Here is a 23952-nt window from a genome sequence, read left to right as displayed (position 1 = left end):
AATGGATAAAGCACATGTAAAAATAATAAAATTATATTTATAGTACAGGCCTTTATGGCAGAAATGGAGATAAACTATTATGAAAGTTAAAGATGAAAAGGTGTCTAAAAAATCAAAAAAATCTACTGTTACAATTACTCTGTATATTATTGCTTTAATTGTAGCTATAGCTGGAGTTACATTATTAGTTAATAATATTATTCTGTTTAGAAATACTGTTAATCAATATGTAGCCCAAGGGTATGACTATGCCTTAGTTACTAGTCAAATAATTCCATCGCAATTATTACCTGGAGTATGCGAATCAGTTGCGGTATATGGAGGTATAGCATTTGCTTTATTAGGTATTGGTGCAATCAATGAAAAGACTTCAAAATACTTAATGCTGTTGACTAAAGTTGATGATTGTAATGATGCTGCTGAAGAAAGTATTTTACTAGAGGAAAGTAAATTACAAGACGATATTAATAATATACAAGATATTGAAACAGCTGAATATAATGAAACCACCCAGGAAGTTATGCAGGAAAACGAAGAAGAAGCTATAGAGGTATAGGTATATAAAACAAGTTCGAAAGGAAACACAAACTTCTAAAGACAAGTGAATTCATTAAAACCTATGATAGTAACTCTAATAGTATTGCAGAAAATTAGATTTACAATGAATTTGATGTGCGTGATTAAAAAGGACTATCTCACAATGTAAAGATATAAATTGTGAGATAGCCCTTTTTTATATATTGTTAATTAGGAACTTATCTAAAAGCATATTTATTTCCACAAATACATATATTTTAAGTACCTCAAATAAGAGAAGTGATAATAAAGAGAAAGAAACAGCTATTTCTTAAGAAAACTATAGGTGATTTAGATATTAGGATGTTGAAGTAAAACGTACAAAGTCTTATAATGATATTAATTATGAGCAATTAACAAAAAGTACATATTTTAACTAAGCATTTAATGTACAGAAAAACTTTGGAGGCTATGATGAAAATTATAATTATTGGAGCAGGTAAGGTAGGTTATAATTTGGCAGATAACCTAGAAAAAGAAGGGCATGATGTAACAATTATTGATAAAAATCCTGAAATCTTAAGAAAAGCAGAAGAAAACTTAGATGTCATGTGCATTAAAGGAAGTGGAGTCAGTACTAGTACACTTCTAGAAGCAGGGGTAAGTGCAGCAGATTTACTAATTGCAGTTACAAATAGTGACGAAGTAAATATGGTTTGTTGTCTTACTGCAAAGAAGTTAAAGGCAGCTCATACTGTAGCAAGAATTAGAGATCCCGAATATGCAAGAGAGCTTTCATTATTAAAGGAAGAATTAGAACTTGAAATGATTATTAATCCAGAGCTTGCTGCAGCAGATGAAATTGCGCAAATGGTTAATTTTTCTCCAGCAATAAATGTAGAGCATTTCGCTAAGGGGAGAGTAAAGCTTGTTCAACTTAAGATTACAAGGGACATGCCTATTGTAGGTAAAAGTCTAGAAAAAATTGTGGGAAAAGCTAATCTTTCTGTACTAGTTGGAGTTGTAGTAAGAGGAGATAAAATAATTGTTCCAAATGGGAAATTTATAATTAATGAAGATGATAAAATTCATGTAATAGGAAAATCATCTAGTATTTATAATTTTTGCAAAATAGCTGGAATTTTACCACAGAGATTAAAAAATATTATGATACTTGGTGGAGGTAGAATTGCTTATTATCTTTCAAATAATCTATGCGACATGGGCATGAACGTAAAAATCATTGAAATCAATAAAGAAAGGTGTATAGAACTTTCAGAACTTCTACCCAGGGTGCTCATTATAAATGCAGATGGCACAGATGAAGAATTTTTGTTGTCTGAAAATATAAAGGACATAGATGGATTTATTGCAGCTACAGGAATGGATGAAGAGAACCTTTTATCTTCTTTAATGGCCAAGCAAAATGGAGTTAAAAAGGTTATTACAAAGGTAAGTAGAACAAGATATAACAATATTGTAAGTAGTCTTGGAATTGATAATATAATAAGTCCTAAAGAGATTATTACAAATCAAATTTTGAAATATGTAAGAGGAAATAATATAGAGTCTTTATATAGAATAGTTCAAGGAAAAGTTGAAATACTTGAGTTTATAGCAAATAAAGAAAGTAAGCTTTTAAATACTCCATTAAAGCAAATAAAGTTTAAGCAAGATGTTATTATTGCAACAATAGTTAGAAAGGACAAAATTATCATACCTAATGGTAATGATAGCATACAAGATGGAGACCGTGTTATTGTTATAGCTAAAGATAAAAATATAAACGATTTACATGACTTGATTAATAGCTTAAATGGAGGTATAAATAGTGAATTTTGGAATGGTATTAAGAAGCTTGGCAATATTATTAACCTGTGAAGGAATTGTAATGATTCCATCGCTGTTGGTAGCAATGATACATGGGGGATATGATGCCAAGGCATTTGCTATTACAATTGAAATTTTGTTATCACTAGGTGTACTAGGCTTAATTAATCAGCCTAAGAATAAAAATATTTATACAAGAGATGGCTTTGCAATTGTAGCAATTGGATGGCTGCTTACTTCATTTTTCGGGGCGCTCCCTTTTGTAATTAGTGGAGCAATACCCTCCATTGTTGATAGTTTTTTTGAGTCGAGTTCTGGATTTACAACTACTGGTGCAACCATAATCACTAATATTGAAGCATTGCCTCATGGAATTTTATTTTGGAGAAGTTTTACTCATTGGGTTGGAGGCATGGGGGTGCTTGTTATGACGCTAGCAATACTTCCCTCTGCAGGAGCGGGCACTCTTCAAATTATGAAAGCTGAAAGTCCGGGCCCCAATCCAGGTAAACTAGTACCTAAAATTGGACAAACTGCAAAAATCTTATATGGGATATATATAATAGTTACTATTGTCTTAGCCATATTACTTAAAATGGCTGGAATGACATGGTATGATTCGCTTATACATACTTTTGGAACGGTAGGAACTGGAGGGTTTTCTAATAAGGCTGTGAGTGTCGGAGCATACAATAATTTATGGATAGAGATTATAATTACATTTTTTATGCTTATATGTGGTGGAAACTTTTCTCTATATTATCAGGCGCTAAAAGGAAACATCAAGGGGATTTTTAAAGACGAGGAATTTAAATTTTATATTAGTTTGGTTTCTACTTCGATTGTATTGATAACATTAAATATTCATGGAAGTATTTTTAAAACCATTGGAGAATCTTTAAGACATTCCTCCTTCCAGGTAGTTTCTATTATTACAACTACAGGATATGCTACCACGGATTTTAACCTATGGCCCCTTTTCAGTAAAATGATCTTGCTAAGTTTAATGTTTTTTGGTGGATGTGCTGGATCAACAGCAGGAGGAATGAAGAACATTAGGTTTTTATTACTTTTTAAAGTTATACGAAGAGAGTTGTTGAAAATAATCCACCCCAAAGCAGTGTATACTGTAAAGTTTGGAGACAAGTCTGTAGACGAAGACACTCTTAAAGGTATAACATCATTTTTCTTTATATATATGGCTATATGTCTTGGAGCAATTTTAATTGTTTCTTTGGAAGGTTTTGATACAATGACAACAATATCATCTGTTGCAACATCTATAGGGAATGTTGGTCCAGGACTAGAAGCAGTTGGTCCTATGGGAAGCTTTGTGAACTTTTCTGATTTAAGTAAAATAGTGTTATCTATGTGTATGATTATAGGTAGACTTGAAATTTATCCTATATTATTACTTTTTGTCCCAGAATTCTGGAAGAAATAGTAATGGTCATTGAGGCACCTCCTAATCTTTAGGAGGTGTTTTTTATGGAATTTTGAAGAAAATATGAATGTTTAGTAAATATATTTACTATGTAAATTAATTTATACATAACTAGTGTATAATTATAATGTAATAATAGATTATAATAAATGTCTTTATGAGAGGAGGATTTTATGGTTCAAATAATGTTATTATCAGGGATAATATTGCTTATTTGTGTACTTTCTAGCAAATTATTATATCGATTTGGAATACCTACCCTAATGATTTTCTTAACTTTAGGAATGCTTTTAGGTTCAGAAGGGATAGGTGGAATATATTTTGATAATTCAATGCTCGCTCAACAAATATGTAATATAGGGCTTGTCTTTATTATGTTTTATGGAGGATTTGGTGTTAACTGGAATACGGCAAAATCTGTAGCTCCTCAAGCAATACTTTTAGCAACACTGGGAGTTGTAATGACAGCGTTTTTAGTTGGTTTATTTGCTCATTTTATTTTAAAGGTCACTTTACTGGAAGGAATGCTTCTAGGATCAGTAGTTTCTTCTACAGATGCAGCCTCAGTGTTTTCTATTTTAAGATCAAAAAAATTAAATTTAAAAGGTGGGTTAGCTTCCATGCTTGAAATGGAGAGCGGAAGTAATGACCCTATGTCTTATATGTTGACTGTTATTATAGTATCTTTGATAACAAATAATCAGCAGCAATCAATAATTAGTTTGCTATCACGTCAAATTATTTTCGGCTTAGCCATTGGCTTTATTATTGCCATAATTTCTGTATTTATTTTAAAGAATATTAACTTTGAAATAGATGGGCTATACCCAATTTTTTCCGTATCCGTAGCTATACTTGGATATTCAGTAACTGAATGGCTTGGTGGAAATGGATTTTTGGCAGTTTATATAATTGGAATTATTATGGGGAATAGCAAAATTCCAAATAAGAGAAATTTGGTGCATTTCTTTGATGCGATATCATGGCTCATGCAAATCGTTTTATTCTTTACCTTGGGATTATTGGTTTTTCCATCCCAATTACCATCAGCTTTAGTGTCCGGAATGCTTGTGGCTGTATTTTTACTCTTAGTAGCAAGGCCTATTGCAGTTATGAGTATACTAAGCTTTTTTAAAACTCCGATAAAGCAGCAAGTGTTAGTATCTTGGGTCGGACTTAGAGGAGCAGCGTCTATTGTGTTTGCAACCTATGCGCTTACCAATAATCTTGCTATAGCAAATGAAATATTTAATACTGTGTTCATTATAGCTTTGCTTTCAGTTGTCGTTCAAGGAACAATGATTCCAACAATGGCAAAAGGTCTGGATTTAGTAGAAGATGAAGCTTCAGTATTTAAAACCTTCAATGACTATCAAGATGAAATACACACACAGTTAGTAGAGTATGCTGTAAAAGAAGACAACCGCTTAATAAATAAAACTATCTCAGAATCAAAGATACCTAATGAAATATTGATTGTTATGATAAAAAGAAAGGATGAAATAATTATCCCAAATGGATCGTCCATTATAAAGCTAGGAGATATTTTAGTTTTTACTGCTAACAACTTAGAAAAATTTACACATTTATTAAATTAAGATGAAAAGCTCCCTGAAAATTGTGGGAGCTTTCTGATATTAATGACTAATATATTTATAATATAGAGTTATATACTTTTATATAAATTTCATCAAGGTATAGAGTAATTAATCTTCTTTACAATAATTAATTACTAAGTCTAAAGTTGCTAAAATTCCATCCATATGAGTTCTCTCATAGCCGTGGGATGCAAATACTCCTGTTCCAATAAGTCCTGTTTTAATATCCCATCCAGCACGAAGGGCAGAGGAAGCATCTGAGCCATAGTAAGGATAAATGTCTATTTTATAAGGAATATCATTTTTTCTACATAAATCTATAAGTTTTTTACGAGTTTCCAAATCATATGGGCCAGAAGAATCTTTAGCACAAATACATACTGCATACTCAGAGGAGTTTTGATCAAGTCCTGGTGCACCCATGTCTACAGCTATAAATTCTTTAGTGTTATGAGGAATTGCAGCAGCTCCATGTCCAACTTCTTCGTAATTTGTTATAAAAAAGCTTGTAGTATAAGGTAAATCTATTTTATTATCTACCAAGTATTTTATAGCATATAAAAGTATTGCTGCACTTGCTTTATCATCTAGATGCCTGCTTTTCACAAAGCCACTTGGAGTAAAAACAGTTCTTGAGTCAAAAGATACAAAGTCACCAACCTCAATTCCGAGTTCTAAGGTATCTTCTCTACAAAACACTTTCTCATCTAATACAATTTCCATGTTCTCTACAGTTCTTTTAAGTTCTCTAGCTTCATCGCCACTTATATGTACAGAAGGCTTAATGCTTTGAATCGTTCCAGTAAATTCTTTGCCATCTAAAGTTTCTATTATGCAATTTTCACCTTCGATGGAGTTCATCATATAACCTCCAATGGCAGCAAGGGACAAAGTTCCATTAGATTTTATACCTTTAACCATAGCGCCTAAAGTATCTATATGAGCAGATAGTACTCTTCCATTTTGTTTATCTTTGCCAGGTAATGTAACCAAAATGCATCCTTTATTAGTAAGCTCATAAGATACGCCTATAATATCTAGTTCTTTTTTTATGTAAGCTATTACTTTTTTTGTATATCCACTAGGACTTGGTGTAGTTAAAATATTGCTTAAGTAATATTTAATTTGTTCTTCATTGTAATTCATGTAAAGCACCCCTTTGTTTAAGTCTTAATTGTATTTTACCACAACTTTACAGTGCATTACATAGATTCATTTGGAATAGTAGGTTTTAGTATAATTATGCAGAAAAGTATCTAGATATGAATGATAAGTAAAATAATACAAAGTTGTAACAAGCCTGTAACAATATAAGAGTAAAATACATTACGAAGTTGCCGAGCATTTAGGTAAGTTAACTATATTGGATAATCGCATAAAAATAAGTATAGAGTTAAAAAGAAATCTGATAAATAGTTAAAGGAGGTAAAATAGTTTTGTTATTTAATTCAATTCATTTTTTAGTATTTTTCCCTATTGTAGTTCTTATATATTTTTTAATGCCATTTAAATTTCGTAAAGTGTGGATGCTTATAAGTAGTTATTATTTTTATATGAGCTGGAATCCTAAATATGCAATTTTAATCGGAACGACCACTATAATAACATATTTTAGTGGACTATTAATAGAAAAAGCAAATGGAATAAGCGATGGAGATAAATCAATTAAGTTAAAAAAGTTTTGGGTTTTAATGAGTATTGTAAGTAATTTAGGCATTTTGTTTTTATTTAAGTATTATAACTTTTTTATATCAAGTATAAAGAGGGTGCTTTCTTTAAATGATGTAATAGTTATAATTTCATCATTTGATTACTTATTACCTGTAGGAATATCTTTTTATACGTTTCAAGCTCTTAGTTATACTATGGATATCTATAGAAAAGATGTTAAAGCAGAAAAAAGTATGGTTAAATATGCCTTGTTTGTATCATTTTTTCCTCAAGTGCTTGCAGGACCTATAGAAAAATCAAAAAACTTATTACATCAATTTGATGAAAAGCATTCATTTGATTACTATAGAGTAAGGAATGGCTTGGTTTTAATGCTATGGGGCTTCTTTCAGAAGATAGTTATTGCAGATAGATTAGCTATATTAGTTAATACTGTATACAATAATCCTAGTAAATATAGAGGATTAGAAATAATTATAGCTACTATATTTTATGCATTTCAAATATACTGTGATTTTTCATCTTATTCGGATATAGCAAGAGGTGCTGCAGAAATTATGGGATTTAGGTTAACTGTAAACTTTAAACAACCCTATTTTTCAAGATCAATAAAGGAGTTTTGGAAGCGTTGGCACATAAGTCTTAGCAGCTGGTTTAAAGATTATCTCTATATACCCCTTGGAGGAAATAGGTGTAGTAAGCTTAGAAATTATGCTAATATAATGATTGTATTTTTAGTTAGTGGACTATGGCACGGAGCATCTATGAATTTTTTAGTTTGGGGGGGATTACATGGTATTTATCAAGTAATAGAAAATATTTTAAAACCAGTTAAAGAAAAAATCATAGATGCTTTTAAAATAAAAACTGATATATTTAGTTTTAAATTTTTTCAAGTACTAACAAATTTTGTACTAGTTGATTTTGCATGGATATTTTTTAGGGCGAATTCCTTTACTGGGGCCAAAATGTTAATTAAGAATATGGCTTATTTCAATCCATGGATACTTTATTCAGGCGAGATTTATAGCCTGGGATTGGATTCAAAGGATTTTAAAGTAGCAGTGCTAGGTATAATTATAGTTTTAATTGTAAATTACATTCAAGCAACTGAAAGTGTCCATATAGATCTTTCAAAACAAAATATAGGATTTAGATGGGCAGTATATTTTACGGCTATTATCTTTATTTTAATACTTGGCGTATATGGACCAGAATATAGTAAACAGCAGTTTATTTATTTTCAATTTTAGGAGGAATATCCATGGCTAAAAAGATAGCTTTAAAAGGATGCATTTTTATAATTATATTAACCATGATTATTTATGCGCTTAACTCTATCTTTATACTAAAGGTAAGTCATCGCAGTAAAATATTTCAAGGAGTATATGAAGATAGAGGTGAATACGATGTTATTTTAATGGGATCAAGTCATATGGATTCATCAATTAACCCTAATGTGCTATGGAATGAGTATGGGATAACTAGCTTTAATTATGGAACTGGAGGACAGCCTATAGATGTTACATATTATTTACTTAAAGAAGTTTTAAAAAAACATAAAAATCCAATTGTAGTAGTAGATTTATATTATTTAGGTTTAACAGAAGAGTATGGTCAAGAGGGATATATTAGATATATTTTGGATAATATGAGGTTTTCGGTAAATAAGGTACAAGCTGTTGTAAGCAGTACACCAAAAGATCAGTGGCTAAGCTATTTATTGCCAATTATAAAATACCATGATAGGTGGAAGGAACTAGAAGAGAAAGATTTTAATTATGATACTTCAACCACGTATTATCAAAAAGGCTTTGGTGCTGGTCGTGAGGTATACGGAAAAGACACTTTGTCAGACATTAAAGAAACAAAAACTGCAGAGATTCCCCCTAAAACACAAGAGTATTTATATAAAATTATAGAGCTATCCCAAAAAGAAGGTTTTAGGTTAATATTTACAAATGCACCACATGATTATACAAGTACAGCTAATATGAGCACTTGGCATAAAGAACCTGCTCAAATGTTTAATAGGGTAGCGGAAATTGCAAAAGAAAATAATATTCCATTTATAAATTATAATAACTTATTTGATGAAATAGGATTTGACTTTAAAGATGATATGTATAACGAAGGACATATGAATATTTGGGGTTCTAATAAGGTTTCGACTCACTTTGGAAGGTTTTTAAAAGAAAATTATGATTTAGAAGATCATAGAAATGATGAGAAATATGCTGATTGGAAAAAAGACTATGATAAGTATCTGAAAGTAGAAGCCTCTGCTAAATAGTAGAAAGTTACAGCAACTAAACTTTAATAAAGAGACTGTTTCTAAATAATCATTTCGATTATTTAGAAACAGTCTTTTGTTTAGATTATTTTTGTTCCATTCATTACAAGTTCAAATTTTAAATTTAAAAAATTTGCTGCTTTTCTACACATGGTCATTCTAGTTAAGAATATCTCGAAATAATCCATTAATGAAACAATGGTAGTATCAATTTTTAAATCTAATAGTATGGAACCATTTTCTTTATTAACACAAACTTCGGAATGTTCTACTGCGTAGTTTACTCTGTCATGTATATCAAAGGTTGCAAAATCTATATTTCTAACTCTGCTTCGGCGCACATCACATTTATCAGCTAAAATTAATGCAGCAGATATGGGGTTAACAGCGCAGCCAGTACCTTCATCATGATTTCCAACGGCAGATACTACTAGTGCAATCTCATCAGGAGGCATATTAAGTCTTGTTAAAATATTGAAACATAAAACAGCTCCTGTTTGAGCGTGTTCTTCTCTGTTTATCATATTGCCTATATCATGAATATATCCTGCAATTTTGGCAAGTTCTATTGTTCGTTTATCATAATCTAATTCTGCTAGTATCTTAGAAGCCGTATCTGCAACTTTTGTAACATGACCTGTGTCATGTTTTGTTATTCCTAAGACCTCTAAAAGGCGATCAGCCCATTGTATGTATGATTGTATTTCTGCATTGTTTTTTATATCTTCATAAGTAAGCTTTTCCAACAAAATACCTTCTTTCACAATTTATTATCTTTACATAGTATTATCAAATAATTTCACTTAAATGCTATGAGCAAGAGCTGAAGACTAATGAATTAAATTTCCCTAATAACACCTTTATTTTGTTTATCTACATTTTTAAAACATTTATAAAAATAAATTGTTCCTCCTATATAAACAATGGCAGTTATAAAATAGGGGATTTCATAACCATTAACTAGGTGATTCATTATAAATCCTGATAGCATGGCACTTAAAGCCCTGCTTAGGTTTCCAGAAATATTTATTATACTAGAAAACATAGGCCCATGATTGCTATCAACCATTTCCATGGCTAGATTAGAGATGATAGGGCCTGCCATATTCATAAGTGCATTTCTCATAAATAATGCTGTGGATACAATTACTACTGAAGGGGGTAAGGCTATGAGCATCAGAAAGGGTACTGAAAGAGTTTGGCAGATGATTATAGTGTTTATTTTTCCATACTTTTTAGCCATAATTGGAGTAATAAGTCCTCCTACCCCCATAGCACCTTGAGCCAAAGCCATTATAAATCCTATAGTTTCAGTAGAGATATTTATCTTATATTTTAAGTAAACATTAAAGTAAGGCACTACGAGACCAGCACCAAAACCTATTATAAAATTGTATAAAACATATTGAGAGGGATGTCTTTGCTTTAATATATATAAATAAGTTTTAATTAAGCTTTCCTTAGTTTCTATATCTGAGTCATTAGCACCTTTAGTAGTATTAAGTGAAGTTTTTATTCTTATTATAAAGAAACAAGCTATAAATCCGATTATTCCTGAAATAATTATGGAGGATTTTAAAGCTTCTATAGAACTAATTTTAAGCTCTAATTTATGAGACACTTCTCCAAAGGCAAGATAACCTATCATATTAGAAAATACATTTGTAACAAAAGAGATGCTAAATAATTTTAATCTGCTTCTTTCTATACTATTCTCCATAAGAAAGGGGCCTTCTGAAACCAGTAATAAAGCAGTGAATCCACCTTGTATAATTGCAAACATAAGCATAAGGCCTTTGGTGTTAAAATATACCTGAAAAATATTCATTAAAGGTACAAAAATAAAGGCAAAAAGCAAGGCATATTTCTTACCCAGCTTATTTACAAATACAGCACATGGAATTGAACATACAGCTGTAGCTAGTATTTTTAAACTCAGCAAGGTGCCGAGATAACTTTCCCCATAATTTAATTCTTTTATATATATTCCTTGGAGCATATTAAAAGCTCCTGAAGAAATATAAAAAAATGTTATACTGCATAAATATAATAAAGCGTTGTTAGAAATGTCTTTAAATCCATTTTTTAATAACATGATATCCTCCTAATTCATATATAAGTATACTCTTATTTTCTTAAGGTTGTCTAGGCAAAGACACTGAATGGCATTGGTTTTTATGGATAATTTGTTTATTAGTTAAAAAAATTTTATCAATAAATTCATATAGACAGTTTACATATTTTGGTATAAAATAGTAATTATTAACAATTAAATGACATATATATTAACACAACTAATTTTTAAATTATAGAAAACTAGGGGGATATGTGTATGAATTTTGAACTAAATGAAAATCAATTAATGATTCAAAAGACGGCTAGAGATTTTGCGCAGAAAGAATTATTACCACAGGTAATAGAAAATGATGAAAATAGTAGATTTCCATTAGAAGCTTATAAAAAGATAGGGCAGATGGGATTCTTGGGACTACCTTATGCAGAAGAATATGGTGGAGTTGGCGGAGATTATTTATCCTATGCACTAGCTGTTGAAGAAATTTCTAAGATAGATGGATCATTAGGTATTAGTTACTCTGTTACTACATCTTTATGTTGCGGCTCAATAATGAATGGTGGCAGTGAAGAGCAAAAGAAAAAATATCTTCCAGATTTGCTTTCAGGTAAAAAATTAGGTTCCTTTGGACTTACTGAACCTAATGCAGGTTCAGATGCTGCAAATGCTATTACAACTGCAGTGAGAGAAGGAGATTATTATATATTAAATGGCTCAAAATGCTTCATAACAAATGCTCCTTTAGCAGATGTTTTTGTAGTATATGCCATGACTGATAGAACTAAGGGCGTAAAGGGACTGTCAGCATTTATATTAGAAAAGGGATATGAAGGATTTACAATAGGAAAACTTGAAAATAAGTGCGGAATAAGAGCAGCACAAGTTGCAGAGCTTATATTTGACAATGTAAAAGTTCCAGTGGAAAATCTACTTGGTGGAGCAGAAGGACAAGGATTTAAGGTTGCTATGAAAACTCTTGACGGAGGAAGAATTGGAGTAGCTGCTCAGGGACTTGGAATAGCTGAAGGTGCTTTTGATATGGCAAAAGAATATATGAAACAAAGAGTTCAATTTGGAAAACCAATATGCAAAAATCAAGCGTTAGCTTTTAAGATGGCTGACTTAGCTTTAGAAATAGAACAAGCAAAATATTTACTTTATAAAGCAGCAATAGATAAGCATGAAGGAAAACCTTATTCAGTTTCAGCTGCAAAGGCAAAACTTGCATGCACCGATGCAGCTATGCATGTAACTGTTGAAGCTGTTCAAATGATGGGCGGAAATGGTTTTATGAGAGAGTATCATGTTGAAAGAATGATGAGAGACGCAAAGATAACTCAAATATATGAAGGAACAAATGAAATTCAAAAATTAATTATAAGTGGAGACATATTTAAGTAAAAAAGTTGAGGATAGCATAAATTGCTATCCTCAACTTTTTTAGTGCTAGAGGTTATTTATTAACCGGTATCTATTAAAATATGGTTTTAGCATAAAAACATCTATAATGATTATTTTTATATTTAATTAATAAAAAAAATACAGTAATTTTCCTCATTCTATTTACTTTAATTAAGTTTTATGTCATAATAAAATGTCGTAAATACGAATTAATTGTTGCTATTTACTAAATTATATCAATCACCAAATAGTTAAATAATTATTATAGATAGTGAGGCGTTAAAAATGAATATTGGATTTGATAATAGGAAGTATTTAGAAGAACAATCTAAATATATTTTAGAAAGAGTTAATAATTATGATAAATTATATTTAGAGTTTGGTGGAAAGCTTTTACAAGATTTTCATGCAAAAAGAGTTTTACCAGGATATGATGAAAATGTAAAAATTAAATTACTACATAAATTAAGAGAAAAAGCGGAAATAGTTATTTGCGTATATGCAGGAGATATTGAAAGAAACAAGATAAGGGGAGATTTTGGCATCACTTATGATATGGATGTTTTAAGACTTATCGATGAGCTTAGAGGCTATGAGCTAGATGTAAATAGCGTTGTAATAACAAGATATGAAAATCAACCAGCTGCAACTGTATTCATAAACAAGCTTGAACGTAGAGGAATAAAAGTATATAAACATGCTCCAACTAAGGGATATCCTACAGATGTTAATACAATTGTAAGTGACGAAGGATATGGAGCAAACCCATATATTGAAACTTCAAAGCCTATAGTTGTTGTAACAGCACCAGGACCAGGAAGCGGAAAACTTGGAACTTGTTTAAGCCAGCTTTATCATGAAAACAAAAGAGGTAGAGTTGCAGGATATTCAAAATTTGAAACATTCCCAGTATGGAACGTTCCTTTAAAGCATCCTTTAAATATAGCTTATGAAGCAGCAACAGTAGATTTAAAAGATGTGAATATGATAGACTCTTTCCATCTTGAAGCTTACAATGAGATGTCTGTAAATTATAATCGTGACCTAGAATTATTTCCAGTTCTTAAAAAGATAATAGAAAAGATAACTGGCAAGGAGTCTATGTACAAATCCCCAACTGATATGGGAGTTAATCGAGTAGGTTTTGGAATAGTTAATGATGAAGTTGTTAAGGAAGCTTCTAAACAAGAAATAATTAGAAGATACTTTAAAACAAGTTGTGAATACAAAAAGGGTTACTTAGATAAGGAAACTTTTGAAAGAATAAAGCTTATTATGGAAGAGGTTAATTTAAAACCTGAGGATAGAAAAGTAGTTATACCATCAAGAGAATATTCTTCTAAGCTAAAAGAAACTGCTGATAAAAATGATGTTTGTCCAGTGGTAGCTTTAGAGCTTAATGATGGTACAATAATTACAGGTAAAGGCTCAGAACTTATGGATGCAACTGCTGCTGTAGTTTTAAATGCTATAAAATATCTTGGGAATATATCTGATGAAATACATCTTATTTCACCAGTTGTATTAGAACCAATTACAAATTTAAAATCAAAAACACTAGGTAATAGAAGTACATCTTTAGATGCTGAAGAAATCTTAATGGCACTTAGCATATGTGCTGTTACAAATCCAACAGCACAAGTAGCTATGGAGAAATTATCAATGCTTAAAGGATGTCAGGCTCATTCAACTGCTATCATAAGCGGAAATGATGAACAAACCTTTAGAAAGCTTGGGATAGATATAACTTGTGACCCTGTATATGCTTCAGAAAGTCTTTATTATAATATGTAATAAAAAAATAAACCTTTAGAGAAATCTTAAGGTTTATTTTTTTATTTTTATTAATGTAATATTATATTTAAAAATGAGAATAATTATATTTAGAAAATAAATTTTAAATATGAGGTGAATTTAAATGAAAATAGCATTACCTAAAGATGGAGAAATGTTAAATCAGCACTTCGGGAGAAGCACATGCTTTGCTATTGTAGATATTGATCAGGGTAGAGAAAATAAAGTTGTTCATACTAAAGAAGTTTCTACAGAAGGCTTGCAGCATAACCATGAGGGGTTAGCAGATCTTCTTGAAAATGAGGGAGTTTCAGTAGTTATTGCAGGTGGTATGGGAGAAAATGCATACAATGCTTTAGAAGAAAAGGGATTAGGAGTTGTAAAAGGTGCATCAGGAAAGATTGAGGATATCATGCAGAAATATTTACAAGGTGATCTAGTTAATAAGGAAACTACTTGTGCTTGCCATGGTGAGCATAGTCATTAAAATTAAATAAGTTTTTAAGTGAATGAGGTGATTAAGTGAAGAATGAAGATAGTGTAAGGGTTATTCCCTTGGGAGGGCTTGGGGAAATAGGCAAAAATATAACAGCAATTGAATATAAAGATGAAATTATTGTTATAGACTGTGGTATAGCGTTCCCAGACGAAGATATGTATGGTGTAGATTTAGTGATTCCAGATATAACTTATTTACTAAATAATAAGGAAAAGGTAAAGGGTTTTTTTATAACTCATGGTCATGAGGATCATATAGGTTCACTTCCTTATATTTTAAAACAGTTAAATGCGCCTATTTATGGTACAAATTTAACATTAGGTATGATTAGAACTAAATTAGAAGAACATGCATTGATTTCAGATTGTCAGCTTAACGTAGTAAATACTTCTGACATAATAAAGCTAGAAAATTTAAGCATTGAATTTATTAGAGTAACTCATAGTATAGCAGATTCCTGTGCTCTTGCTATTCATACACCTATTGGGGTTATATTGCACACTGGTGATTTTAAAATAGATTACACGCCTATTGATGGCAAAGTAATGGATTTAGAGCGTATTTCAACTTTAGGAAAAGAGGGAGTACTTCTTTTAATGGCTGATAGTACAAATGTAGAGCGTATTGGACATACAATTTCAGAAAAGTCTATAGGAGAAACCTTTAATAGAGTTTTTGCAAATGCAGAAGGAAGAGTAATAGTGGCAACATTTGCCTCTAATATTCATAGAATGCAGCAAATAGTGGATGCATCCGTTGAATATGGGAGAAAAGTAACCTTTAGTGGGAGAAGTATGGAAAATGTATCAAAGGTAGCTATGGAACTTGGATACTTACATATTCCAGAAGGATCTATGATAACTCTAGATGAAGTTAAAAATTATACTAATGAAAAAATAACTATAATAACCACAGGAAGCCAAGGAGAATCTATGGCAGCGCTAGCTAGAATAGCTTTTTCAAATCATAGAAAAATTAAAATTGAACCAAAGGATTTATTTATCATCTCTGCATCTCCAATTCCAGGCAACGAAAAGTTTATATCTAGAGTAATTAATGAGTTGTTTAGAAAGGGCGCAGAGGTAATTTATGATGATTTAGAAGAAGTACATGTATCAGGGCATGCATACCAAGAAGAATTAAAGCTTGTTCATACTTTGGTTCATCCTAAGTACTTTATGCCAGTTCATGGCGAATATAGGCATTTAAAACATCACGCAAAGTTAGCACAAAAACTAGGTATGGATGCAAAACAAATATTTACTTTAGAAACAGGTCAAGTTTTAGAGCTATCAGATAAGGAAACAAAAATATCCGGAAGGGTTCACACAGGATCTGTATTTGTGGATGGACTTGGAGTAGGAGACGTTGGCAATATAGTTCTTAGGGATAGAAAGCACTTAGCCGAAGATGGAATGCTTACAATTGTTGTAACTTTAGAAAGAGAAACTTATAGTATAATAGCAGGTCCTGATGTAATAACTAGGGGATTTGTGTATGCAAAGGAATCAGAAGCTTTGATAAATGAAGTAAAAGAAATTGTCAAAAAAGAGCTCAGTGGCTGCTTAGAAAATAAAGTTATTGAATGGTATGTATTAAAAGGTAACATGAAAAGTGCAACAGAAAGATTTTTATATGAAAAAACAAAACGAAGACCAATTATTTTGCCTATCATAATGGAAATTTAGATTAATGTGGTGATTTTAAAAATAAATATGTAATTTGATAAATATATTTATCAAAAAACACTTGAAAAATTTTTAATATGGTATATACTAATATAGAACCTTAATTCAGAAGTAATGATTTACTAAATAAACATTTTTATGAAAAAAATTGTTTGTAATTTACTTTTTATAAAGAATTAAAGGAATAGAAGTTTCGGAGGTAAGAAATAATGACTGGTACAGTAAAATGGTTTAATGGAGAAAAAGGATTTGGATTTATTACTACAGAAGAGGGAAATGACGTATTTGCTCACTTTTCACAAATCAACAAAGAAGGATTCAAGACTTTAGAAGAAGGACAGAAAGTATCTTTTAATGTTGTTGATGGAGCAAAAGGTCCTCAAGCTGAAGATATAACAATACTTTAATTTGTTAAAATAATAAAAACCTGAAGATAAGTCTTCAGGTTTTTTCAAGTTTATACTATGGAAAAATAATATACTAAGTATATTATGAGGAGCAAAAGCGCAAAATATTATTACATAATGAAAGAAAGGGTGCTATAATGAAGAACTTTCAAGATCTTATTAATGAAACTCTAGAAGTTCAAGATTTAGAGGAATTAGAAGTAGCTGCTGATTTATTTGAATTTGGCGTAGAAAAAGGATACTATAACAAAAGACAAGCGGTAGAGTTTAATAATACCTACTGGAAAGTAAAAAATAGGTGTTTAGCTTATAAAATTGCTGAAGACGTGAAGATGAATAGATTAGACCTTATTAATATAGTGTCCAATGCTCCTAACAGTGTGAAGGATGATAAGCGCGAATTGATGAATTATGTAAACGGTCGTGTAAAGGCACTTAAAGGAAACATGAAGGGCATTAAATAATGCTTTTATAAATGATGACAGTTGTCTATTTAAAGTTTTTGTTTAACTTTATAGATAACTGTCATTATTTTCATTATTTTTTTGATATAATATGTGATGTAGAATTTCGGGGAAATTACAATGTTAAAGGAGGGTGGTATTTTGGCAAATGAAATAGATATGTTAATACAAAAACGTAATGATAAAGGTGGTAACAAGAAAAATCAAATTCCTTATGCAATTATAGTATTTATAATTTCAATAGTTATTTGTATAATACTCTGGAAACTTAACCAAGAATATATTGCATATTGGATTTTAGGTATTTCAATTGGAATTGTCTTAAGATATTCTAGATTTTGTTTTTCGGCAGCTATTAGAGATCCTCTATTGATTGGTAATGTAAAATTATTAAAAGCAATGCTTCTTGGAATGATGGTTAGTACCTTAGGTTTCGCAGTAATTCAATATTTGTATTTTAAAGGCCATATTGTAGATTATACATATATTCCTGGCTCTGTAACCTCATGGGGAATTCATATCATGATTGGAGCTTTCTTATTTGGAATTGGGATGACTATTGCAGGAGGATGTGCCTCAGGAGTGCTTATGAGAATTGGGGAAGGTCATGCATTGCAATGGATTGTTTTATTAGGATTCTTTATAGGAAGTACGCTTGGAATTCATGATTATCCGTTTTGGTATGATCACATTATTAAAAATACTAAGATAATTTATTTTCCGCAATATGTAGACTTAAAGGTTGTTGTCGTAGTGCAAATGTTTTTATTAATGATGATCTATAAGGGTGCATCTAAATATGAAAAAGCATTAAGAGATAAATTTTGGAGGAATTAATATGAAAGTAAAAGAGCTTGATTGTTTGTATGAAGCATGTCCTGTTCCTTTGATTAAGGCAATAAGAGAATTAAAAACAATGAAGTCTGGAGATATTTTGATTTTAAAATCTGATCAAAGTTGTGTTGGAGTTATTGTAGAAGAATGGGGAGAGCAAAATAATTATCCTGTGAAAGTTGTTGAAATAGAAAATGGAGATTTAGAAGTGTACATTCAAAAACCATAGAGACATAGGAGGAAAAAATGGATTCTATTATAAAGTGGTTAAAAAAGCCTTGGCCATATTGGGTTGGTGGAATCTTACTTGGATTAATAAATGTAATTTTATTAGCTGTAAGTGGTATGACTTGGCATGTAACTAGTGGATTTATGCTGTGGAGTGCTGGAATTTTACAATGGCTTGGATTAGAGCCTTTTAAATGGGACTACTTTAATTATTTTAGGAGTAACTATGGAGATATAATTGTAAGCGATAATATATTTATAAATAAATATGTAATTTTAGATATTGCTGTAGTTGTAGGCTCTCTAATGGCAACACTATTAGCCTCTCAATTTAAGTGGAAAAAAGTTAAGGATAAGAAACAAGCAATATTTGCTCTTATTGGAGGTATTATAATGGGGTATGGTGCTAGAATTGCTGGTGGATGCAATATAGGAAGTTTCTTTAGCGGAATTCCATCCTTTTCATTACATGCATGGTTTTTTTGGATTTTTGTGACATTAGGAGCTTGGGCAGGAATTAAAATTATAAAGAAATTTTTGATATAGGAGGGAAGTATATTCCTCCTATTTTAGCAAAAACCTCTTTTATTAGAGATGATAAAATCTACAAATCTTTTCTCGTATTCGGTAAATGTGTAGTTTTTTCTAAAAGCAATGTTATAATCAAAATTAATCTTAATACCCTCTATATCAATTGCCTGAAGTATACCTTGTTTTAATTCCTTTTGAAGTATCAATTTTGGTAAAAAGGAAAATCCATTTCCTGCAGAAATAGAAGATTTAATAGCTTCAGGAGAATTTAAGTCATATATTACATTTAAATCCTTTATACCAACCCCTTTTTCTTTTAAGGCTGTTTCAACAAGATGTCTAGCATTTGAAGTTTTTTCTCTTAAAATCAATGGTAACTTTTTCAACTCTTCTATGGAAATTGTTCTTTTATCATTAGCGTTTTTCCCAACCAAAATCAATTCGTCCGAAATTACCTTTTTTATGATTATATCATCTGTCATTGGATCATCTTGAATAATCCCTATATTAATAGTGTGATCATGCAACTTCTGTATAACTTCAGTGGAATTTATAACTTTCATATCTATATCTACTTCTTTATAAAGTTTTTTAAATATATAAATGCTGCAAGGAAGAGCATATTCACCTACACTTTTGCAAGAAGCAATTATAAGCTTGGGAGTATCCTTTTGCAAGTTTTTAAGATCTCTCTCAATATTTCCTTTAATAGATAAAATAGTATCAGCATAGTTAAATACAACTTTGCCCTCTTCTGTTAGTTCTACTCCTTTATTACTTCTGGTTAAAAGCCTTGCTCCAAATTCCTTTTCTAAATTTTTAAGTTGCATGCTAAGTCCTGGTTGCGTAAGATGAAGGGATTCAGCTGCCTTGGATATACTATTACATTTTACAGTTTCATAAAATGCTTGGAGATGTTCAAGATTCATAATCTCACCCCGCTAAAAGTTTAAAGATAGTTTTTATGTATTAGAGTATATTGTATCATTACTCCAAATAAAAATAAACAAAACATAGAAGTATTTTAGAAGATAAAGTTAGAGTATAACGATTTCTTATATAGTATAAAGAATAATTATTATAAAAATATATAACACTATATTATAATTTAAAAGAGAGATTGAGATAAAATTAACAAGGATGCTTAAATTGTATAATTTTTATATGACAAGGGAGTTAGTGAAATATCTAACTTCTTTTATGCTATAGTAGTAATGCTTTGGACACCTGAAGAACATAAAGGTTTGAAGTATAATTACAAATTCATATGAAGTTCGTAGCACTTTAATACTCTTTATTATAGTACAGCCTAAAAAGAAATGAGGAATAATGGTGAATAAAAAAAATACATATGAAAAGATGTTAGCTTTTGGAACAGTACTTGTTATTTTAGCCATATGGTTTATAGGAGCAAGACTTAGATGGGTTGACCCTAAATTAGTACCATCTCCACAATCCGTGTGGATTGCTTTCATTGATATTATGGAAAATGGATATAAGAATTACACATTGCTAGAGCATTTAGGAGCAAGTTTGGAAAGACTTATTATTGCTTTTGTATGTGCCGTTATTCTTGCAGTTCCATTGGGACTTGCAAGTGGGTATAATTCAAAGATTAGGGCTCTTTTAGAACCTGTTATAGAGTTTTACCGTCCATTGCCACCATTAGCCTATTACACACTATTAGTTTTATGGTTAGGAATTGGAAATGAGTCTAAAATTGCACTTTTATTCTTGGCTTGCTTTGCGCCTATTTACATTTCTTGTGTAGCAGCAGTTATAAAGATAAAAGAAGATTATATAAATAGTGCTTATATAGTAGGTGCTAATAAATTGCAAATATTTATTCATGTAATATTTCCAGCAAGTTTACCTGATATATTTATAGGACTTAGGACAGCTTTAGGTGTTGCTTATACCACCTTAGTATCTGCTGAAATGGTTGCAGCCAATTCTGGAATAGGTTGGATGGTATTGGATGCAAGTCGTTACTTGAGGAGTGACATCATTTTCTTAGGAATCATTATAATGGGTATAACGGGCATTTTACTAGATAGAAGTATACAACTTATTGAACATAAAGCTGTTCCTTGGAAGGGTAAAGAATAAAAAATATAATATAAATAGGAGTGATAATCATGAGAGTAAAAAAGTTAGTAGTAAATATTATAATACTAACTATAGTATCATCGTTATTTGCAGCATGTGGGACTTCAAAAAAACCTATAGAAAATAATACAACTTCAACAGGGGCGCCGAAGGTTGTAAATATAGGTACTCAAGTAATGCCTAATGATGAAAAAATTGCTATAGCAAAGAACTTCTTTGAAGAAGAACTTGGGGTTAAAGTTAATATTATTCAATTTGAAGCAGGTGACATAAGAAATGCTCTTGTTTCAAAGGATATTGACTTTGCCTTACTTGGGTCAGCTTCTGCAACTCAGGGGATTGCCAGTGGTATTGATATAGAAACGATTTGGATACATGAAGTACTTGGAGAAGCAGAGAAATTAGTAGTTAAAAAAAATTCCAATATTAATTCAGTGAAGGATCTTGTAGGCAAAAAGATTGCTACACCATTTACTACAACAACACATTATAGTTTATTAAAGGCCTTAGAATTAAATGGTATCTCACAAAAGGAAGTAACACTATATGATATGCAAATGCCTGAGATATACGCAGCATGGCAAAGAGGTGACATTGATGCAGCTTATGCATGGGAGCCTACACTTTCTAATCTTTTAAAAGATGGTAAGATGTTGATTTCAAGTAAGGATATGGCATCAAAGGGCGTTGTTACATCTAATGTAGAAGTTGTTAGAAGAGAATTTGCACAGAAGTATCCAGACATGGTATCAAAATACATAAAAGCGGTGAATAAAGCTGTTAAGCTATATAATGAAAATCAAGGAGAGGCGGTTAAAATAATTGCCAAAGAACTAAATATTACAGAAGAAGAAGCTTTAAAGCAAATGAAAGGTTCTATTTGGCTTACTGCTAAGGAGCAATTGGATCCTGCTTATTTTGGAACAAGTGCTAAAAAGGGTAACTTAGTAAATTCGTTGAAAGATACAGCAGATTTCTTATATAAACAAAAGAGCCTTATAAATGAACCCAAAATATCTACATTTGAAGATTCTGTAAATCCATCATATATAGAAAATGCTTTAAAACAATAAAAGCTTAAAGTAGTACGATAGAAATGGAGAATTTACCATGAATCAAATATTGAAAGATAAATCAGAGAATGTTATAACATTAAAAGATGTAAATTTAAGATACTCCGGGGCAAAAGATGATGTAACTGCTCTTCAAGATATAAATTTAGATATTAAGGAGGGGGAGTTTATATGTGTACTTGGCCCATCGGGTTGTGGTAAAAGCACGTTGTTAAAGATTATTGCAGGATTTCTTAAACCTTCAGAGGGTGAAGCTAAAATGGATAATGAAATTATTAATACACCAGATTGGCACAGAGGTGTGGTTTTTCAAAGTCCTACCCTATACCCATGGTTAAATGTAAAAGACAATGTGGCCTTTGGCCCAAAAATGAGGAAATTTCCACAAAATGAAATTGATGAATTAACTAGCAAGTACTTAGAGCTTGTTGGATTGAAAGGGTTTGAAAAGCATAAACCCTATGAACTTTCTGGAGGAATGAAGCAACGAGCTTCCCTTGCAAGGGTTTTAGTAAATAAACCAAGAATGATTTTAATGGATGAGCCATTTGGAGCACTAGATGCCCTAACAAGACAAAATATGCAAACTTTAATAAGAAGAATTTGGACTAAAACAGAAAATACAGTATTTCTTATTACTCATGATGTTGATGAAGCATTGGCACTTGGCACAAGAATTATTGTAATGTCAAGTAGGCCAGGCAAAATTGTCAAGCAATTTTATGCAGATTTCACTTATCGCATTTCAAATGTAAATCATGAAAATACAAGATATACATCTGAATATATGGAGATAAGAGATGAAATATTGGATATTATTAATTGTCAGAATGAAGAACTGAAATTTACATAAAGCATATAAAGTATATAAAGTATATTAAATAACACCTTATAGATAAACTTTCTTAACGTTTATCTATAAGGTGTTTTCATGTTGCTTAAAAAATTTTTATATAAGTTTAATATATAAAAGGTTATTATATAAATTTTCATATATAAAAAACTCTTATGGTATATAACTCTTATTTATTATTAAAACCTATAATATTGTATTATAATTAACATTGTGATTGAGAGGAAATTAACAAACAATATGAATATCTCTACAAAGCATTTTGTGGGTTTATTGACAACTTTGTATTTGCTTATCTTTTATTATTTAAAAGATAATAAGAAAATTGTTAATTATTCTTTAGAAGGCAAAGTATTAAAATGGAGTAAATAGTATAAAAATTAACATAAAATATGGAGGTATAGGATATGAGTAAAAAATATTTAATAGTAGGTGGAGTTGCAGGTGGGGCATCCACAGCAGCAAGACTTAGAAGACTTGGTGAAGAGGATAAAATAATAATGTTTGAAAGAGACCCACATGTATCATTTTCAAACTGCTGCTTACCATACCATTTAAGTGGAACTGTAGAAAAATCAGAAGATCTAGTTTTAATGCATCCAAGTAAATTCTTAGCACAATACAATATAGATGCTAGAGTACACA

General features: G+C 30.8%; 22 protein-coding genes and 1 pseudogene. 19 read left to right on the top strand and 4 right to left on the bottom strand.

Annotated elements, in window-relative coordinates:
- Window positions 1–79 precede the first annotated feature (79 nt).
- From DP68_RS19805 to DP68_RS18050, 4 genes are all read left to right on the top strand, one after another.
- Window positions 80–556 (top strand): hypothetical protein, encoded by a 477-nt coding sequence (locus DP68_RS19805; RefSeq protein ID WP_035311846.1) that lies wholly within the window; start codon window positions 80–82, stop codon window positions 554–556.
- A 434-nt stretch (window positions 557–990) separates the two neighbouring features.
- Entirely contained in the window at window positions 991–2397 is a 1407-nt protein-coding gene (trkA, locus tag DP68_RS18060) for a Trk system potassium transporter TrkA (protein ID WP_035311845.1), read from the top strand.
- A complete protein-coding gene (locus DP68_RS18055; protein ID WP_035311844.1) occupies window positions 2348–3790 on the top strand; it encodes a TrkH family potassium uptake protein in 1443 nt (480 codons plus the stop codon). The genes trkA and DP68_RS18055 overlap by 50 nt, the downstream gene beginning before the upstream one ends.
- Window positions 3791–3963: 173 nt before the next feature.
- Entirely contained in the window at window positions 3964–5388 is a 1425-nt protein-coding gene (locus tag DP68_RS18050; RefSeq protein WP_035311843.1) for a potassium/proton antiporter, read from the top strand.
- 108 nt (window positions 5389–5496) lie between these two features.
- On the opposite strand, the gene DP68_RS18045 is transcribed toward DP68_RS18050, so the two are convergent.
- Entirely contained in the window at window positions 5497–6534 is a 1038-nt protein-coding gene (locus DP68_RS18045; protein ID WP_035311842.1) for a M42 family metallopeptidase, read from the bottom strand.
- 290 nt (window positions 6535–6824) lie between these two features.
- Here DP68_RS18045 and DP68_RS18040 point away from each other — a divergent pair, with 290 nt between their 5' ends.
- Both DP68_RS18040 and DP68_RS18035 read left to right on the top strand, forming a co-directional pair.
- The gene (locus DP68_RS18040) at window positions 6825–8312 is read left to right on the top strand and encodes an MBOAT family O-acyltransferase (protein WP_035311841.1); all 1488 of its coding nucleotides are present in this window, start codon (window positions 6825–6827) and stop codon (window positions 8310–8312) included.
- Window positions 8313–8323: 11 nt separating this feature from the next.
- Complete coding sequence (locus DP68_RS18035; RefSeq protein ID WP_052085900.1) at window positions 8324–9352, top strand: hypothetical protein; 1029 nt, start codon at window positions 8324–8326, stop codon at window positions 9350–9352.
- 80 nt (window positions 9353–9432) lie between these two features.
- Here DP68_RS18035 and DP68_RS18030 read toward each other — a convergent pair whose 3' ends face one another.
- Window positions 9433–10098, bottom strand: a complete 666-nt coding sequence (locus tag DP68_RS18030; protein ID WP_035311840.1) for an HD domain-containing protein — start codon at window positions 10096–10098, stop codon at window positions 9433–9435.
- Window positions 10099–10190: 92 nt separating this feature from the next.
- Window positions 10191–11447 carry an MFS transporter gene (locus DP68_RS18025; RefSeq protein WP_035311839.1) on the bottom strand — a complete coding sequence of 419 codons (1257 nt, stop codon included), beginning with the start codon at window positions 11445–11447 and terminating at the stop codon, window positions 10191–10193.
- Window positions 11448–11684: 237 nt separating this feature from the next.
- Here DP68_RS18025 and DP68_RS18020 point away from each other — a divergent pair, with 237 nt between their 5' ends.
- The 9 genes from DP68_RS18020 (at window position 11685) to DP68_RS17980 (ending at window position 19287) form a co-directional block, all read left to right on the top strand.
- Window positions 11685–12827, top strand: coding sequence for an acyl-CoA dehydrogenase family protein (locus DP68_RS18020; RefSeq protein WP_035311838.1), 1143 nt, complete (start codon window positions 11685–11687; stop codon window positions 12825–12827).
- A gap of 285 nt (window positions 12828–13112) precedes the next feature.
- Window positions 13113–14621 (top strand): DUF1846 domain-containing protein, encoded by a 1509-nt coding sequence (locus DP68_RS18015; RefSeq protein WP_035311837.1) that lies wholly within the window; start codon window positions 13113–13115, stop codon window positions 14619–14621.
- 124 nt (window positions 14622–14745) lie between these two features.
- The gene (locus tag DP68_RS18010; RefSeq protein ID WP_035311836.1) at window positions 14746–15108 is read left to right on the top strand and encodes a NifB/NifX family molybdenum-iron cluster-binding protein; all 363 of its coding nucleotides are present in this window, start codon (window positions 14746–14748) and stop codon (window positions 15106–15108) included.
- A gap of 35 nt (window positions 15109–15143) precedes the next feature.
- Entirely contained in the window at window positions 15144–16808 is a 1665-nt protein-coding gene (locus DP68_RS18005) for a ribonuclease J (RefSeq protein ID WP_035311834.1), read from the top strand.
- Window positions 16809–17017: 209 nt separating this feature from the next.
- Complete coding sequence (locus DP68_RS18000; RefSeq protein WP_035311833.1) at window positions 17018–17215, top strand: cold-shock protein; 198 nt, start codon at window positions 17018–17020, stop codon at window positions 17213–17215.
- A gap of 137 nt (window positions 17216–17352) precedes the next feature.
- On the top strand, window positions 17353–17679 hold the full coding sequence (locus DP68_RS17995) for a hypothetical protein (protein WP_035311832.1): 327 nt from the start codon (window positions 17353–17355) through the stop codon (window positions 17677–17679).
- A gap of 141 nt (window positions 17680–17820) precedes the next feature.
- Window positions 17821–18516: a YeeE/YedE thiosulfate transporter family protein gene (locus DP68_RS17990; RefSeq protein WP_035311831.1), complete on the top strand. Its 696-nt coding sequence runs from the start codon at window positions 17821–17823 to the stop codon at window positions 18514–18516.
- A gap of 1 nt (window position 18517) precedes the next feature.
- Window positions 18518–18742, top strand: a complete 225-nt coding sequence (locus DP68_RS17985) for a sulfurtransferase TusA family protein (protein WP_035311830.1) — start codon at window positions 18518–18520, stop codon at window positions 18740–18742.
- 17 nt (window positions 18743–18759) lie between these two features.
- Complete coding sequence (locus tag DP68_RS17980; RefSeq protein ID WP_035311829.1) at window positions 18760–19287, top strand: YeeE/YedE thiosulfate transporter family protein; 528 nt, start codon at window positions 18760–18762, stop codon at window positions 19285–19287.
- 23 nt (window positions 19288–19310) lie between these two features.
- On the opposite strand, the gene DP68_RS17975 is transcribed toward DP68_RS17980, so the two are convergent.
- Window positions 19311–20201, bottom strand: a complete 891-nt coding sequence (locus tag DP68_RS17975) for a LysR family transcriptional regulator (protein WP_035311828.1) — start codon at window positions 20199–20201, stop codon at window positions 19311–19313.
- 403 nt (window positions 20202–20604) lie between these two features.
- On the opposite strand from DP68_RS17975, the gene DP68_RS17970 reads away from it, so the two are divergent.
- From DP68_RS17970 to DP68_RS17955, 4 genes and pseudogenes are all read left to right on the top strand, one after another.
- A complete protein-coding gene (locus tag DP68_RS17970) occupies window positions 20605–21381 on the top strand; it encodes an ABC transporter permease subunit (protein ID WP_081957325.1) in 777 nt (258 codons plus the stop codon).
- A gap of 29 nt (window positions 21382–21410) precedes the next feature.
- Complete coding sequence (locus tag DP68_RS17965; protein WP_035311824.1) at window positions 21411–22454, top strand: aliphatic sulfonate ABC transporter substrate-binding protein; 1044 nt, start codon at window positions 21411–21413, stop codon at window positions 22452–22454.
- Window positions 22455–22491: 37 nt separating this feature from the next.
- The gene (locus DP68_RS17960; protein WP_035311822.1) at window positions 22492–23307 is read left to right on the top strand and encodes an ABC transporter ATP-binding protein; all 816 of its coding nucleotides are present in this window, start codon (window positions 22492–22494) and stop codon (window positions 23305–23307) included.
- 407 nt (window positions 23308–23714) lie between these two features.
- Window positions 23715–23952, top strand: a pseudogene (locus tag DP68_RS17955) (pyridine nucleotide-disulfide oxidoreductase); the annotation flags it as partial.

The organism is Clostridium sp. HMP27 (genome assembly GCF_000765165.1).
Classification (GTDB): domain Bacteria; phylum Bacillota; class Clostridia; order Clostridiales; family Clostridiaceae; genus Clostridium_AK.
This window is presented reverse-complemented; position numbering and strand designations above follow the sequence as displayed.